Origin of the sequence: Hamadaea flava (assembly GCF_024172085.1) — a bacterium.
Taxonomy (GTDB): domain Bacteria; phylum Actinomycetota; class Actinomycetes; order Mycobacteriales; family Micromonosporaceae; genus Hamadaea; species Hamadaea flava.
In genome coordinates this window covers 6,894,337-6,908,898 of the sequence record NZ_JAMZDZ010000001.1, presented here as the reverse complement: position 1 = coordinate 6,908,898, position 14,562 = coordinate 6,894,337, and the positions used below count along the sequence as shown (strand labels likewise).

Sequence of the window (14,562 nt, the reverse complement as noted above, 5' to 3'; positions counted from 1 at the left end):
AGCAGATCAGGGATATGCCTGCGAGCTTGGACCAAGATCACAGGCAGATCCCTGATCCAGCGCTCAACGGAGCCCGGGGAACGCGGAGTGGAAGACGGAGTGGAACGTCGGGAAGGTCTTCTTGACGCAGTCCGGGTCGTCCAGGGTGATCCCCGGCGTACGCAGTCCGGTGACGCTGAAGCTCATCGCGATCCGGTGATCCCGTTCGGTCAGGATCTCGGCGGCCTGCGGCTGCCCCGGCTGGATCTCGATCCAGTCCCGGCCCGTCTCGACGGCGATCCCGAGACGGCGCAGGTTCACGGCCGACGTCTCCAGCCGGTCGCACTCCTTGACCCGGGTGTTGTAGACGTCTTCGATGCGGACCGGCGACGAGGCGTACGGGGCGATCGCGGCCAGCGTCGGCATCGTGTCGGAGATGTCGCGCATGTTCACGGTCACCCCGTCGAGCCGCCCGTTCTCGGGGCCGATCACCGTCACCGACTCGGGCGCTACGCGTACCGTCGCGCCCATCCGGGCCAGGACGTCGACGAACCGCACGTCACCCTGCAAGCTTTCGCTGCCCAGGCCGTGGACCGTGACCTCGCGGCCGGTGACCGCGGCGGCGGCGAAGAAGTAGCTGGCGCTGGACGCGTCGGGTTCGATCAGGTAGTCGCGGGCCTGGTAGCCGCCCGGCGCGACGGTGAAGGTGTCGCCGGACCAGTCGACGGTGGCGCCGAAGCGGCGCATCATCGCGAGCGTGATCTCGATGTACGGCACCGAGACCAGTTCGCCCACGCGGATCACGAGCCCGTCCGTCGTGAGTGGACCGAGCATGAGCAGTGCGGTGAGGAACTGCGAGGACAGCGAGGCGTCGAGGGTGAGCGTGCCGCCCTTGACGCCGTCGGCGTGGACGGTGAGCGGCAGGTGCCCCTCGGTCTCGTCGCACGAGACCTCGACGCCGAGCTGCCGCAGCGCGTCGACCAGCGGGGCGACCGGACGGCGGCGCATCTGCGCCGAGGCGTCGAAACGGAACGTGCCGTGCCCGGCCGCGACCAGCGCGGGCAGGAAGCGAGAGGCCGTGCCGGCGTCCCTCGTGTAGACGCTCGCACTGGCTGACCGCACTCCTGGCGTCTCGCGCGAGCGCTCCCCGGCTGACGGACCGTGCGGCAGCCCGGTGACCGTCCACACGTCCGGCCGCAGGTCGACCTCGTATCCGAGATCGCGCAGGCCGTAGGCGAACGCCTCGGTGTCGTCGGAGGCGAGCGGCTGACGCAGGGTGCTCACCCCGTCCGCCGCCGCCGCCAGGAACAGCGCGCGCGCCATCACCGACTTCGACCCCGGGATCACGACCTCGGTCACGCTTCCTCCAGGGCGGCGAGCGCCTCGGCGACCGTGAACGCCCCGGCGTACAGGGCCTTTCCGGCGATCACGCCCTCGACGCCCTCCTTCTCCAGCGTCGCCAGCGCCCGCAGATCGTCCAGAGTGGAGACACCGCCGCTGGCCACCACCGGCTTGTCGGTCGCGCCGCAGACGTCGCGCAGCAGCTGCAGGTTCGGCCCGGTCATCGTGCCGTCGCGGTGCACGTCCGTCACGACGTACCGGGCACAGCCCGCGCGCTCCAGACGCGCCAGCACGTCGAACAGGTCACCGCCGTCGCGGGTCCAGCCTCTCGCCGAGAGGGTACGCCCACGGACGTCCAACCCGATGGCGACGCGGTCGGCGTACTCGCCGACGACGCGATCGCACCACTCCGGGTCCTCCAGCGCCGCCGTGCCGATGTTGACCCGGGCGGCCCCGGTGCCCAGCGCCCGCCGCAGCGACTCGTCGTCGCGAATGCCCCCGGACAGCTCGACCCTGCAGTCCAAGGCACGGACGACGGCGGCCAGCTGCTCGGCGTTGGAGCCCCGGCCGAACGCGGCGTCCAGGTCGACGAGATGAATCCACTGCGCCCCCTGCCGGGCGAAGTCCAGCGCCGCCTCCAGCGGATCGCCGTACGCCGTCTCCGTGCCCGCGGCGCCCTGCACCAGGCGTACGGCCTGGCCCCCGGCGACGTCGACGGCCGGCAGCAGCTCCAGTGTCATGCTCTCTCACTCTCCCGGTATTCGCCGCAGATCACGGATACGCATGTGATCATGAGCGGTTGTAGCCTGCGCATCCGTGATCCGCAGGACGAGGTCACTTGTCGAAGGCCAGTACGGCGAGCACCGGCAGCACCAGGATCAGCAGCAGCGACAGCGCGATGCTGAGCGCGACCGACCCGGTCATCGTCCAGATCAGGACGAGGCCGAGCGCCAGCACGAGCCCGATGACCGACCGCTGACCCCGGTTCCAGCGGGCGATCCGCCCGGTCCGGCCCGGCCGTAGTTCCCGGACCCGGGCGGTGATCCGGCGTCGTTTCGCCCGGCGAGCCTCGGTACGCGCCCGCTTCTCGCGCTGTTTGAGCTGCTCGGCCTCTCGCTCGGCCCGCCGCCGCGCCCGTTCCTTGCTCATCTGGCGACCCGCACGGCTCGACGACCGGCGCTCGCGGCGTGGCGACCGGCGTTCATAGCGTGGCGACCCAGGCGCGCAGCAGGCCCGCCCCGGCCGCGCCGGACTTCTCGGGGTGGAACTGGGTGACGCTGAGCGGCCCGGCCTCCACCGCGGCGACGAAGACCGCGCCTTCGTGTTCGGTCGTCGTGACGAGCGCGTCCGAGTCGGCGAAGTCGGCCGGCGAGGCGGCGAACGAGTGCACGAAGTAGAAGCGCTCCTCCGGCGACGGGAACAACGTCGAGCCGACCGGTGGCGAGACCGTGTTCCAGCCGATGTGCGGGACTCGGCGTACGGGCAGCCGGGTGACCCGGCCGGGCAGCAGGCCCAGCCCCGGGGTGATGACCCCGTGTTCGTCGCCTTCGGTGAACATCACCTGGGCGCCGACGCAGATGCCGAGGACCGGGCGGCCGGCGGCGACCCGCTCGGCGATCACCGGCCCCGCCTTGGCCTCCTCGATCCCGGCCATGCAGGCGGCGAACGCGCCGACGCCGGGCACCACCAGGCCGTCGGCGTCCGCCGCCGCGGTCAGGTCGTCGGTGACGGTCACCCGGGCGCCGGTCGCCGCGACCGCGCGTTCGGCCGAGCGGAGGTTGCCGGAGCCGTAGTCGAGGATGGTGACCGAGGGGGCCATCACGCCTCCCCGGGCATCAGCCACGCCACGCCGCCGGCCGCCGACAGCAGCGCGAGTACGCCCGCGACGATCACCACTCCCTTGTGCGCGCCCTGCTTGTAGAGCGACCAGGTGCCGCCCAGGAGGATGCCCGCGACCGCGAACAGCAGGATAGGAGCGACGCCACCCATCAGAGTGCCTCCTTTGTGGACGGCAGGACGCCGGCGAACCGGGGGTCGATGGCGACGGCGTCGCGCAGCGCGCGGGCAACCGCCTTGAACTGGCCCTCCACCACGTGGTGGGCGTCGGGACGGCCGCCGGGGCGGGCCGCGCGCAGCACGTCCACGTGCAGCGTCATCCGGGCGGTCTGCGCGAACGACTCCCAGATGTGCCGGGTCATGCTGGTCGGGTAGATCGGCCCGATCATCGGGGCCAGCTCGGGCTCGTCGTGCACCACGTACGGGCGGCCGGACAGGTCGAGCGCGGCGCGGACGAGCACCTCGTCCATCGGCACCGTCGCGTCGCCGTAGCGGCGGATGCCCTTGCGGTCGCCGAGCGCCTTGTCGAGCGCCGTGCCGAGGGCCAGCGCGGTGTCCTCGATGGTGTGGTGCGCGTCGATGACCAGATCGCCGTCGGTCTTCACCCGCACGTCGAAGCCGCCGTGCCGGGCGATCTGGTGCAGCATGTGGTCGAAGAAGCCGACGCCGGTCGCGATGTCGGCCTGGCCGGTGCCGTCCAGGTCCAGGTCGACGACGACCTTCGTCTCGGCCGTGATGCGCTCGACGAGTGCCCTGCGGGCACTGTGCTCAACGGTCGCGGTACCCATCAGTTCTCCAAGGTTTCGACGGCGGCCGGGAGGCTGTCCGAGGTTTCGACAGCGGCCAGGAAGGCGGAGGTCTCGGCGGGCGTACCGGCGGTCACTCGCAGCCACCCCGGCAGCCCGACGTCCCGGACGAGCACTCCGGCGTCGAGGATCCGCCGCCAGACGACCTTCTGATCGGTCTCGTCCGCGCTGCCGTCCCGCGCGACGCGGTAGAGCACGAAGTTCGCGTCCGAGTCGGCGACCTGGTGGCCCCGCTCCCGCAGTTCGGCGACGATCCGATCACGCTGGATCTTGATCTGCTCCACTGTGGAGAGGAGCACGTCGGCGTGGGCCAACGCGGCGCGGGCGGCCGCCTGGGTCAGCGCCGAGAGGTGGTACGGCAGCCGGACGAGCTGCACGGCTTCGACGATCTCGGGGCCGGCGGCGAGATAGCCGACCCGGGCTCCGGCGAACGCGAACGCCTTGCTCATCGTGCGGGTGACGACCAGGCGCGGGTTCGCCTCCAGCAGGGTCAGGGCGCTCGGCGTACCGGGGCGGGCGAATTCGGCGTACGCCTCGTCCACGACGACGATCCCCGAGGTGGCCGCCAGCGCCGCCCGGACCACGTCCAGCGAGAGCGCGGTGCCGGTCGGGTTGTTCGGCGAGCACAGGAACGTGATGGCCGGTCGGTACTCGCGAAGCACCGCCTCGACGTGCGAAGCGGTGAGCCCGAAGTCCGGCCCCCGGCCGCCGTCGACCCACCCGGTCGCGGTGCCCGCGGCGAGCAACGGGTGCATCGAGTACGCCGGGCCGAAGCCGAGCGCCGTCCGCCCGGGGCCACCGAACGCCTGCAGCAGTTGCTGCTGGACCTCGTTGGAGCCGTTGGCGGCGTACACCTGCTCGGCGGTCAGCCCGTGGCCCAGATAGGCCGCCAGATCGGCGCGCAGCTTGAGCGCGTCCCGGTCGGGGTAGCGGTTGAGCGTCGCGATCTCGCCTTCGAGCGCCCGTGCCACCGCGCGGACGACTTCGGTGGGCGGGGCGTAGGAGTTCTCGTTGACGTTGAGCCGGACGGCCACGTCCAGCTGTGGCGCCCCGTACGCCGACAGCCCTTGCAGCTCCTCGCGAAGCAGCGCACGGATCTCGGAGGTCACGCGGCACCGTCCCCGGGGAAGCGCGCCGTGACGGCCTGGCCGTGTGCGGGCAGGTCCTCGACGGTGGCGAGGGTGACGACGTGGTGCGCCACGTCCCGCAGTGCCTCCTCGGTGTACTCCACGACGTGGACGCCGCGAAGGAACGACTGCACCGACAGTCCGCTGGAGTGCCGGGCGCAGCCGCCGGTGGGCAGCACGTGGTTGGAGCCGGCGCAGTAGTCGCCGAGGCTCACCGGCGCCCAGGGGCCGACGAAGATCGCCCCGGCGTTGCGTACGCGCATCGCGATGTCACGGGCGTCCCGCGTCTGGATCTCCAGGTGCTCCGCGGCGTACGCGTCGACGACGCGCAGCCCCTGGTCCAACGAGCCGACGAGGACCACTCCGGACTGCTCGCCGGTCAGCGCGATGCGAATCCGCTCCATGTGCTTGGTGAGCGAGACCTGCCGGACCAGTTCGGCGTCCACCGCGTCGGCCAGCTCGGCCGAGGTGGTGACCAGGACGCTCGCTGCCAGCGGGTCGTGCTCGGCCTGACTGATCAGGTCGGCGGCCACGTGGCGCGGGTCGGCGGTGTCGTCGGCCAGGACGGCGATCTCGGTCGGGCCCGCCTCGGCGTCGATCCCGACGACGCCCCGGACGAGCCGCTTGGCCGCGGTCACCCAGACGTTGCCCGGCCCGGTGATCAGGTCGACCGGCTCGCAGTCGTCCGCCGGGTCCAGCTCCCGCTCCAGGTCCGAGCCCCGGCTGCCATAGGCGAGCATCGCGATCGCCTGCGAGCCGCCGACGGCGTACACCTCGTCGACGCCCAGCAGCGAGCACGCCGCCAGCACCCGCTCGTCCGGCAGGCCGCCGGCCTCCTTCTGCGGCGGGCTGGCCACGACCAGCGCCTCGACCCCGGCCGCCTGAGCCGGAACCACGTTCATCACCACCGTGGACGGGTACATCGCGAGGCCGCCCGGCACGTACAGGCCGACCCGGCGGACCGGCAGCCAGCGCTCGGTCACCGTGCCGCCCGGCACGACCTGCGTGGTCACGTCCGTGCGCCGCTGGTCCGCGTGGACCTTCCGGGTCCGCGCGATCGCCTCCAGCAGGGCCGCGCGCACCTCCGGGTCGAGCCGCTCCTCGGCCTCCTTCAAAGCCTCCACTGGTACGCGGAGACGGGCGGGCCGGATACCGTCGAAGCGTTCGGTGGCCTCCTGGATCGCGTCGACCCCATGGTGTCGCACCCCGTCGATGACCGGACGGATCTGCTCGACGGCCTGAGACACGTCGAGCTGGGCACGAGGCAGGAGACTGCGCGGGTCGACATCCCGTCCGCGCAGGTCGATACGGGTCAACACGCGGGCAAGTCTACCGAGCGGGAAGTCCGGAACCGCGCGGCGTTACCACCGGATGGGATCACTGTGACCCACGCCCCTGCTCGCGAGGAGCCCAGGGGTGTCCCGGCGACGTCTCGGCGGGCCGAACCGTGCGGAAAGGTTGATGTGTAACATCCCGCGGGTACCGTGGACAGATGTCGCCTCGGTTGCCGCTGTTTCCGCTCGGGACGGTGTTGTTCCCGGGACTGGTTCTGCCCCTGCACATCTTCGAGGAGCGCTACCGCCAGCTGATCCGCCAGCTGATCGACCTGCCCGACGGGACTCCGCGCGAGTTCGGCGTGGTCGCCATCGATCAGGGGCTGGAGGTTCTGCCGCCCAATCCGGGCTCGGACGTCACCGAGCTCAGCCTGCACGACATCGGGTGCGTGGCGCAGTTGCGTCAGGTCACCGAACATCCGGACGGGCACTTCGACATCGTCGCGGTCGGCGACCGCCGGTTCAAGATCACCGGAATCGCCGCCGACGACGCCCCCTACCCCGTCGCACACGTCGAGTGGTACCCGGAGCCGGACGCCGACGCGGAGGCCGACGAACTGGCCCCCCAAGTGCTGTCCATCTTCCGGGACTATCTGTCGGCGCTGCGCGGCGGACCCGACGACCAACTGCCCGACGATCCGAAGGTGCTCTCCCACCTGGTGGCGGCCAGCACAGCGCTGACCGTGGCCGACCGGCAAGCCCTGCTCGCCGCGCCGGACACCACTACCCGGATGCGCCTGGAGATCAAGATCCTGCACCGCGAATCGGCCCTGCTCCGGCAGGTCCGGGCGGTGCCGATGCCGCCGTCGGAGCTGCACAAGCCGCCGTCGCTCAACTGAACGCGGGGCCGCCCGCCTCCTCCGGGCCGATCCCGGGCGCTGCTTCCGGCGTACCAGTGGATCGGGGAGCCCGCAGGGACGGCCATCGTGACCAGGCCGCGAGCAGGGTGACGGTGAGCGTGGAGCCGAGCGCGGGCAGCAACAGCACGCCCTCGACGGCGGGCGGCCACCACCGCAGCAGTTGAACGCGCAGATCGTTGGGCTTGCCCAGCTCCGTGCCCGCGGGCGCGGAGTGCAGCTCCTTGAGGTACGCGTCGAGGCCGAGCTGGCGGCCGAACTTCCAGGCGATCACGGCCGCGACCGTGCCCGCCACCGCGAGCAGCACGATCAGCAACGGACCGCGCAGCCGCCGGAAGAGGATCCAGGTGACGACGGCGAGAACCACGCCGAACGAGAAGCCGAGCACGGCGAACCAGCCGTCGCCGGACATGAACTGCTCGGGCTGCGGATCGTTGTAGACGGCCCCGTCCTGGACGATCAGCACCGGCACGTTCGGGGCCAGCTGCTGCCAGAGCAGCCCGAGCGGGAACCCCAGTACGCCGGCCAGCAGCACGGCGAGGGACTGGAGCAGGACCAGCACGGGCCGGCGGGGCTCCGGCGCGGGCTCGGGGACCCAGGCGTACTCCGACTCATCCACCACCGGGTGATCCTCTCAGATCCGTCTGAGCGCCGACTGGGGACGGGTCATTCGCCGGCGTTCGCGTGTCGCCCGTGCGGCAAAATCATAAAATCGATAATTCGGGCTATGCGGTAAAACGTCACCCGCTACTAGCGGACCTCCAGACAGCTCAGCCGAGCGAGCCCGCCCCCAGGAGCTGCTTGATCTCGGATCGGAAAGCGCCGTCCGGATTGACCCGCTCCGGACCGACCTCGAAGATGCCGCCACCGCCGGCCCACCGAATCCGCAGCAGCAACGGGTGCTCGCCCGGGTGCGAGGCCACGATCCGAAACAGCTCGTCGTGAAGCTGAGGGATGCGTTCGCCGGCCACGTTGAGCGTGACCGGCGGGTGAGCGTCCAGGTCGGCGTCGGAAACCTGCAGGATCGCCAGGTCGGTGGCGAACACGGACATCGACCCGGTGTCACGCCGATTGATCCGGCCCTTGACCGCCACGATCAGGTCTTCGGCCAGCTGCGGACCGACCATTTCGTAGGTGTTCGGGAAGAACAGCACCTCGATCGACCCGGCGAGGTCTTCCAGCGTGGCAGACGCCCACAGCTTGCCCTGCTTGGTCGTCCGCCGGGTGATGTTGACCAGCATCCCGGCGATGCTGACATTCGTCCCGTCGTTGGGCTCGTCGGACAACAGATCGCTGATCGTCCGGTCCGCGTGCGCACGCAAGATCCGTTCGGTGCCGGCCAGCGGGTGCGAGGAGACGTACAGGCCGAGCATCTCCCGCTCGAAGCTGAGCAGTGTCTTCCGGTCCCATTCGCCTTCGCGGACCGTCAGATCCAGGCCGACGACGGTGTCCTCGGCCGGCATGACCGCACCGAACAGATCGAACTGGCCGTTGGCTTCCTGCCGTTTGATCCCGGTGACGGCTTCCACCGCCTGCTCATGGACATCGAGCAGCCCTCGGCGGGGATGGCCCAGGCTGTCGAACGCCCCCGCCTTGATCAAAGACTCGATGGTCCGCTTGTTGCAGACCACGAGATCGACCTTGGACATGAAGTCGGCGAAGGAGGTGAAGGCCCCCTTCTCCGTACGGGCTCGCACGATCGCGTCGACGACGTTGGTGCCGACGTTACGCACGGCGGACAGGCCGAACCGAATGTCGCCGTCCACCGGGGCGAACGGGCCGACCGAGCTGTTGACGTCGGGCAACATGACCTGAATGCCCATCCGCTTACATTCGGCGAGGTAGACGGCCATCTTGTCCTTGTCGTCGCCGACCGAGGTCAGCAGCGCCGCCATGTATTCAGCCGGATAGTTCGCCTTCAGGTACGCCGTCCAGAACGACACCAGCCCATAGGAAGCCGTGTGGGCCTTGTTGAAGGCGTAGTCGGCGAACGGGACCAGGATGTCCCACAGGGTTTGGATCGCCTCATCGGAGTAGCCGTTCGCACGCATGCCGTCACGGAACGGCGCGAACTCCTTATCAAGGACGGCCTTGATCTTCTTACCCATGGCCTTGCGCAGATTGTCGGCCTTGCCGAGGCTGTAGCCGGCCAGCTTCACGGCGGCCATCTGGACCTGCTCCTGATAGACGATCAGGCCGTAGGTCGGGCCGAGGATCTCCTCCAGCGGCTCGGCCAGCTCCGGGTGGATCGGAACCACGGGCTGCTGGCCGGTCTTGCGCAACGCATAGTTGGTGTGGCTGTTGGCACCCATCGGACCCGGCCGGTACAAGGCCAGGGCGGCGGAGATGTCCTCGAAACTGTCGGGACGCATCAACCGGAGCAGGTCCCGCATCGGGCCGCCGTCAAGCTGGAACACGCCTAGGGTGTCGCCACGGGCCAGCAGCTCGAAGGTGGCCGCGTCCGCCAACGGCAGCGAGTTGAGGTCGATCGTGCGCCCGGTAGTGGCTTCCAGGTTCTTCAACGCGTCGTCGAGGATCGACAGGTTCCGCAAGCCAAGGAAGTCCATCTTGATCAGGCCGATGGACTCGCATGTGGGATAGTCCCACTGGGTGATGATCGCCCCGTCGTCCTCACGCCGTTGCAGCGGAACGTGGTCGATCAGCGGTTCAGCCGACATGAGGATGCCCGCGGCGTGCACACCTGTCTGCCGGACCAGACCCTCCAGCCCGCGAGCCACCTCCATCACCTTGGCGACGTCGGCGTCGGAATCGTGCAGCGCCCGGATCTCGGCGGCCTCGGCATACCGTTGATGGTTCGGGTCGAAGATCCCGGACAGGGGAATGTCTTTACCCATCACCGCCGGCGGCATCGCTTTGGTGATCCGGTCGCCGACCGCGTACGGATAACCCAGCACCCGCGCGGCATCCTTGATCGCGGCCTTCGCCTTGATCGTGCCGAAGGTGCCGATCATCGACACCCGGTCGTTGCCGTACTTCTCCGTCACGTACCGAATGGCCTCGACGCGCAAACGCTCGTCGAAGTCCATGTCGATATCGGGCATCGACACACGCTCGGGATTGAGGAAGCGCTCGAAGATCAGACCATGGCTGATCGGATCAAGTTCGGTGATGCCCAGCGCATAGGCGACCATCGACCCCGCGGCAGACCCACGGCCGGGACCCACCCTGGTGGCGCCGCCGTTCTCCTTGGCCCACATGACGAAGTCGGCGACGATGAGGAAGTAGCCCGGGAACCCCATCTGCTGGATGACGCCGATCTCGTACTCACACTGCTTGCGCCGGTCGTCGGGGATGCCCTCGGGGAACCGGCGCTGCATCCCGCGCCAGACCTCTTCCTCGAACCAGCTCTGCTCGGTCTGGCCGTCCGGAACGGGGAAGCGAGGCATGAGGTTCCTCGCCTCGAACATCCCCGTCAGATCCACCCGCTCGGCGATCAGCAGCGTGTTGCGGCAGCCCTCCTGCCACACATCCGAGGCGTCGACGGCATACATCTCCTCGGCACTCTTGACGTAGTAGCCCTGACCGTCGAACCGGAACCGGTTCGTGTCCGAGATGTTCGCCTGGGTCTGCACACAGAGCAGGGCGTCGTGCGCGGCCGCCTGATCGGGCCGTGAGTAGTGCAGGTCGTTGGTGACCACGGGCCGCAAGCTCAACCGGCGGGCGATGTCCAGCAGCCCGTCTCGCACCCGGCGCTCGATCTCCAGACCGTGGTCCATGATCTCGACGAAGTAGTTGTCCGGGCCGAAGATGTCCCGATACCTCGCCGCGGCCTTGAACGCCTCCTCCTCGTGGCCGAGCCGCAGCCGTGTCTGCACCTCGCCGGAAGGACAGCCGGTGGTCGCCATGAGCCCGTCGGCATATTCGGCCAGCAGGTCGGCGTCCATCCGGGGCTTGCCGTACTGCCCCTCGAGGGAGGCCCGGGACGACAACCGAAACAGGTTGTGCAGGCCGGTGTTGTTCTGCGCCCACATCGTCGCGTGGGTGTAGCGACCGGCTCCGGAGACGTCGTCGCTGCGCTGATCCGCGGTACCCCACCGCACCGGCTTGCGATCGAACCGGCTGCCGGGTGCCAGGTACGCTTCGATGCCCAGGACGGGCGTCAACCCGACCCCTTTGGCCGCCTTGTAGAAGTCGGCCAGACCGTGCAGGTTGCCGTGATCGGTGATCGCCACCGCGGGCATTCCCAGTCGGGATGCCTCTGCCATGACTTCTTTGATGCGCGCCGCACCGTCGAGAATCGAGTACTCGGTGTGCACATGCAGGTGAACGAAGTTGTCAGCCACCAGAACCCCCAACCACCGATCGCCAGCCTGGGACAGCCTAGTCCCCGGGGCGGACAACAAGCATCTGCCGACACCCCCGGAGAGACCGGCATCTCATGATCAACTCAGCGCGCGAACGGCTCCAGCATCATCGCCGTGGCGGTCAGCCAGGCGCGCCGAGTCGACGGCTGCAACGCCGTGTACTCGATCGACGACCCCGGCTCCAGCGCGGCGTCATAGGGCACGACCGCCACCGCCCGCGTACGCGTGGCGAAGTGCGCCCGCAGGTCCTCCAGCAGGGCCGACGGCCCCGGCGTCGGGCAGGACAGCAGCGTCACCGCGTTGTCGGCGAGCCGGCCCAGGCCGACCTCGTGCAACAGGTCGATCATCCAGTCGGCGGTGAACGCCGCGTCCTCCCGGGGCACGGTCGTGATCACGAGCTGGTCGGCCGCCTGCAGGACGGTCTGCCAGTTGGCGCTCTCCACGTTGTTGCCGGTGTCGACGCAGATCACGTCGTGGGTCCGGCCCAGCAGGTCCAGCACCCGCCGGACCGTGTGCGAGTCCAGGCGCTGGGCGAACCGGGGGCTCTCCTCCCCGGCGAGCACGTCGTAGGAGCCGTCGGAGGCGTGCCGCAGGTATCCGTCGAGCAGGTCGGCCATCTCGTAAGACGGTGCGTTCTCGATGGTGACCAGGTCGGCCAGCAGATGCCGGATCGTCCGGGCGTGCCGGGCGCTGCCCGCCCGCAAGCCGAGGGTGCCCCGCAGCTCGTTGTCGTCCCAGGCCAGCACGCCCCGGCCGCGTACGCTGCCGATCGTGGCGGCGGCCAGCACGGTGGCGGTCGTCTTGTGCACGCCGCCCTTGGGGTTGGCGAACGCCAGTACCCGAGGTCCGCCGAGATCCCGCCGCAGCAGGTTGACCTCCGCGTCCGCGGAGTTGTTGGCGGTGGGCGTGGGCCGCCACTCGATCGGATTCGATGGCATCGGCGCGACGCCCCGTTGCTGGGGATACTCGCGTTGTTCCTGCCGCGGCGCGCGGCCGCGGTCGAGCAGGACACGCCAACGCGGGTTGTGGTCCTCCTGCGGTGGTGTGCGCTCCACGCTTCGACCTCCCAGCGCCGCCCGTGGTCCCCGGCTTGTCGGCGATCGCCGGGGCCGCCTACGGGATACCGGATCAACCTTAGGCGGTACGGAGCAACCTGCCATCCCGCCGTCGGCCGATTGCGTGCCGATCTGGCAAGCCGGGCATCGCGTCACGGGTACAACGACCGGCCCTCAGCCCTGGGTATCCCCCGGTGGGATCGCGATCGTCCGCTGTTCGGGCAGGGGTGGCCAGAAGACCGCCCGGTCCAGCCGCCGGATCTCGGGGGCGACGTCCACCACTCGCACGCCCGCGCGGTGCGCGAGCGGTTCCAGCGCCGCCGGGGTCGCCCGGACCACCGCCGCGTACGCGCAAGCGCAGTGCTGGGCGTACGCGTCGCGTTCGGCGGCGGCGACCCGCTGCCCGGATTCGTACACGGCGACCAGGTCGGCAGCGGGGCTCGCGGTCAGCTTCGCGGCGTACTCGGCGGCCTCGCGGCTCTTCCGGTCGGCGATCTGTCCCATCCCGGTCACCACGTCGACCGGCACCTTCGTCACCGGGATGCGGACGATCTCGGTCTGCTCGCCGGCCAGCGGCACCCGGACGTAGACCGCCGACACCGCGACGCCCGCCAGAATCGGGGTCAGCGACTCCGGCGGCAGATACTCCGTGAGCGTCACCAGGGCGTACGCCTCCGGTGCACCCTCGGCCGCCAGCTTGTCCAGCTCCGCCCGGCTGCTTTCGGCGTATCCGGGGATGGAGCCGTTGGGCTCGACGCCCACCTTGACCACCTGGCCGACCGACATGTCGGTGGCCGGCGCGGCACGATCCGCCTGCCAGACGGCGACCGCGAGCACCGCGCCCGCGACCAGGCAGGCGGCGACGGTGAGCGAGTTGGGGCGGCGGCGACCGGCGAGGATCCGCCGGTAGCCGCGTGCGATCGGGGCGAGCAGCAGTTCGTCGACCGCGCCGAGCCGTTCGCCCAGCGACCGGGTCATCCGGCCGCCCGGAGCACCTCGAGCGCGTGGGCCAGGTCGGCCGGGTACGCCGAGACGAACCGGACCTCCTCGCCGGTCGACGGGTGTTCGAAGCTGAGTTCCCGGGCGTGCAGCCATTGCCGGGTGAGCCCCAGCCGGGCCGCCAGGGTCGGGTCCGCGCCATAGGTGAGGTCGCCGACGCACGGGTGCCGCATGGCCGAGAAGTGCACCCGGATCTGGTGCGTACGCCCGGTTTCCAGCCGCACGTCGACCAGGCTGGCCGCTGGGAACGCCTCGGCGGTGTCGTAGTGCGTGACGCTGGCCTTGCCGCTCGACATGACCGCGAACCGGTAGTCGTGATGCGGATGCCGATCGATCGGCGCGTCGATCGTGCCGCGCAGCGGATCGAGATGGCCCTGCACCACCGCGTGGTAGCGCTTGTCCACCTCCCGGGCCTTGAAGGCGCGCTTGAGGAAGCTGTACGCGTGTTCGCTCTTCGCGACGACCATGACGCCCGTCGTGCCGACGTCGAGCCGGTGCACGACGCCTTGCCGTTCGGCCGCGCCGCTGGTGGCCACCCGCTGGCCCATCGCGGCCAGCCCGCCGATCACGGTCGGCCCGGTCCAGCCGGGGCTGGGGTGGGCCGCGACGCCGACCGGCTTGTCCACCACCACGATGTCGTCGTCGCTGTGGAGGATCTGGAGGCCGTCGACCGGCTCGGCGACCACCTCGACCGCCGTCGGCGGCGCCGGCATGGTGACCTCCAGCCACGAGCCGCCGGACACCTTCTCGGACTTGGCCCGGGCCGCCCCGTCGATCAGGACGTCACCGGACTCGACGAGATCGGCGGCGAGCGTCCGGGAGAACCCGAACAGCCGCGAGACGGCCTGGTCGAGACGCATCCCGTCCAATCCGTCCGGCACTGGCATCGAGCGTTGCTCCCGG

Annotated in this window: 13 protein-coding genes and 1 pseudogene; 1 reads left to right on the top strand and 13 read right to left on the bottom strand. The window is 70.2% G+C overall.

The window, feature by feature from the left end:
* Positions 1-63 precede the first annotated feature (63 nt).
* The 8 genes from aroA to hisD all read right to left on the bottom strand — a co-directional run bounded on the left by aroA (position 64) and on the right by hisD (position 6,408).
* On the bottom strand, positions 64-1,338 hold the full coding sequence (aroA, locus tag HDA40_RS32465; RefSeq protein WP_253761604.1) for a 3-phosphoshikimate 1-carboxyvinyltransferase: 1,275 nt from the start codon (positions 1,336-1,338) through the stop codon (positions 64-66).
* Positions 1,335-2,060: a bifunctional 1-(5-phosphoribosyl)-5-((5-phosphoribosylamino)methylideneamino)imidazole-4-carboxamide isomerase/phosphoribosylanthranilate isomerase PriA gene (priA, locus tag HDA40_RS32460; protein ID WP_253761603.1), complete on the bottom strand. Its 726-nt coding sequence runs from the start codon at positions 2,058-2,060 to the stop codon at positions 1,335-1,337. The genes aroA and priA overlap by 4 nt, the downstream gene beginning before the upstream one ends.
* Positions 2,061-2,154: 94 nt before the next feature.
* Positions 2,155-2,469, bottom strand: a complete 315-nt coding sequence (locus HDA40_RS32455) for a hypothetical protein (protein ID WP_253761602.1) — start codon at positions 2,467-2,469, stop codon at positions 2,155-2,157.
* Positions 2,470-2,521: 52 nt separating this feature from the next.
* Positions 2,522-3,139: an imidazole glycerol phosphate synthase subunit HisH gene (hisH, locus tag HDA40_RS32450; protein WP_253761601.1), complete on the bottom strand. Its 618-nt coding sequence runs from the start codon at positions 3,137-3,139 to the stop codon at positions 2,522-2,524.
* Complete coding sequence (locus tag HDA40_RS32445) at positions 3,139-3,309, bottom strand: CG2302 family histidine operon protein (RefSeq protein WP_253761600.1); 171 nt, start codon at positions 3,307-3,309, stop codon at positions 3,139-3,141. Before HDA40_RS32445 ends, hisH begins: the two co-directional genes overlap by 1 nt.
* Complete coding sequence (gene hisB, locus HDA40_RS32440) at positions 3,309-3,944, bottom strand: imidazoleglycerol-phosphate dehydratase HisB (protein WP_253761599.1); 636 nt, start codon at positions 3,942-3,944, stop codon at positions 3,309-3,311. The genes HDA40_RS32445 and hisB overlap by 1 nt, the downstream gene beginning before the upstream one ends.
* Positions 3,944-5,071, bottom strand: a complete 1,128-nt coding sequence (locus HDA40_RS32435; RefSeq protein WP_253761598.1) for a histidinol-phosphate transaminase — start codon at positions 5,069-5,071, stop codon at positions 3,944-3,946. Before HDA40_RS32435 ends, hisB begins: the two co-directional genes overlap by 1 nt.
* Positions 5,068-6,408, bottom strand: coding sequence for a histidinol dehydrogenase (hisD, locus tag HDA40_RS32430; RefSeq protein WP_253761597.1), 1,341 nt, complete (start codon positions 6,406-6,408; stop codon positions 5,068-5,070). The genes HDA40_RS32435 and hisD overlap by 4 nt, the downstream gene beginning before the upstream one ends.
* 173 nt (positions 6,409-6,581) lie before the next feature.
* Between hisD and HDA40_RS32425 the strand changes: the two genes are divergently transcribed.
* A complete protein-coding gene (locus tag HDA40_RS32425) occupies positions 6,582-7,262 on the top strand; it encodes an LON peptidase substrate-binding domain-containing protein (protein WP_253761596.1) in 681 nt (226 codons plus the stop codon).
* On the opposite strand, the gene HDA40_RS32420 is transcribed toward HDA40_RS32425, so the two are convergent.
* The 5 genes and pseudogenes from HDA40_RS32420 to HDA40_RS32400 all read right to left on the bottom strand — a co-directional run bounded on the left by HDA40_RS32420 (position 7,255) and on the right by HDA40_RS32400 (position 14,546).
* Entirely contained in the window at positions 7,255-7,902 is a 648-nt protein-coding gene (locus HDA40_RS32420; protein WP_253761595.1) for a DUF2567 domain-containing protein, read from the bottom strand. The two genes, HDA40_RS32425 and HDA40_RS32420, sit on opposite strands and share 8 nt — an antisense overlap.
* A gap of 148 nt (positions 7,903-8,050) precedes the next feature.
* Positions 8,051-11,584, bottom strand: coding sequence for a DNA polymerase III subunit alpha (gene dnaE / locus HDA40_RS32415; protein ID WP_253761594.1), 3,534 nt, complete (start codon positions 11,582-11,584; stop codon positions 8,051-8,053).
* Positions 11,585-11,688: 104 nt separating this feature from the next.
* A pseudogene (locus tag HDA40_RS42705) lies at positions 11,689-12,528 on the bottom strand (MinD/ParA family ATP-binding protein); the annotation flags it as partial.
* Positions 12,529-12,834: 306 nt separating this feature from the next.
* The gene (locus HDA40_RS42700) at positions 12,835-13,638 is read right to left on the bottom strand and encodes a hypothetical protein (RefSeq protein WP_253761593.1); all 804 of its coding nucleotides are present in this window, start codon (positions 13,636-13,638) and stop codon (positions 12,835-12,837) included.
* Complete coding sequence (locus HDA40_RS32400; protein WP_253763892.1) at positions 13,635-14,546, bottom strand: RluA family pseudouridine synthase; 912 nt, start codon at positions 14,544-14,546, stop codon at positions 13,635-13,637. The genes HDA40_RS42700 and HDA40_RS32400 overlap by 4 nt, the downstream gene beginning before the upstream one ends.
* Positions 14,547-14,562: the final 16 nt, after the last annotated feature.

What these genes read in the sequence shown, in the direction of transcription:
- priA (WP_253761603.1), bottom strand. Translation starts at nt 2,060, where the DNA reads ATGACACTGGAGCTGCTGCCGGCCGTCGACGTCGCCGGGGGCCAGGCC.
- HDA40_RS32425 (WP_253761596.1), top strand. Translation starts at nt 6,582, where the DNA reads ATGTCGCCTCGGTTGCCGCTGTTTCCGCTCGGGACGGTGTTGTTCCCG.
- HDA40_RS32400 (WP_253763892.1), bottom strand. Translation starts at nt 14,546, where the DNA reads ATGCCAGTGCCGGACGGATTGGACGGGATGCGTCTCGACCAGGCCGTC.
- hisB (WP_253761599.1), bottom strand. Translation starts at nt 3,944, where the DNA reads ATGGGTACCGCGACCGTTGAGCACAGTGCCCGCAGGGCACTCGTCGAG.
- hisH (WP_253761601.1), bottom strand. Translation starts at nt 3,139, where the DNA reads ATGGCCCCCTCGGTCACCATCCTCGACTACGGCTCCGGCAACCTCCGC.
- HDA40_RS42700 (WP_253761593.1), bottom strand. Translation starts at nt 13,638, where the DNA reads ATGACCCGGTCGCTGGGCGAACGGCTCGGCGCGGTCGACGAACTGCTG.
- HDA40_RS32455 (WP_253761602.1), bottom strand. Translation starts at nt 2,469, where the DNA reads ATGAGCAAGGAACGGGCGCGGCGGCGGGCCGAGCGAGAGGCCGAGCAG.
- HDA40_RS32445 (WP_253761600.1), bottom strand. Translation starts at nt 3,309, where the DNA reads ATGGGTGGCGTCGCTCCTATCCTGCTGTTCGCGGTCGCGGGCATCCTC.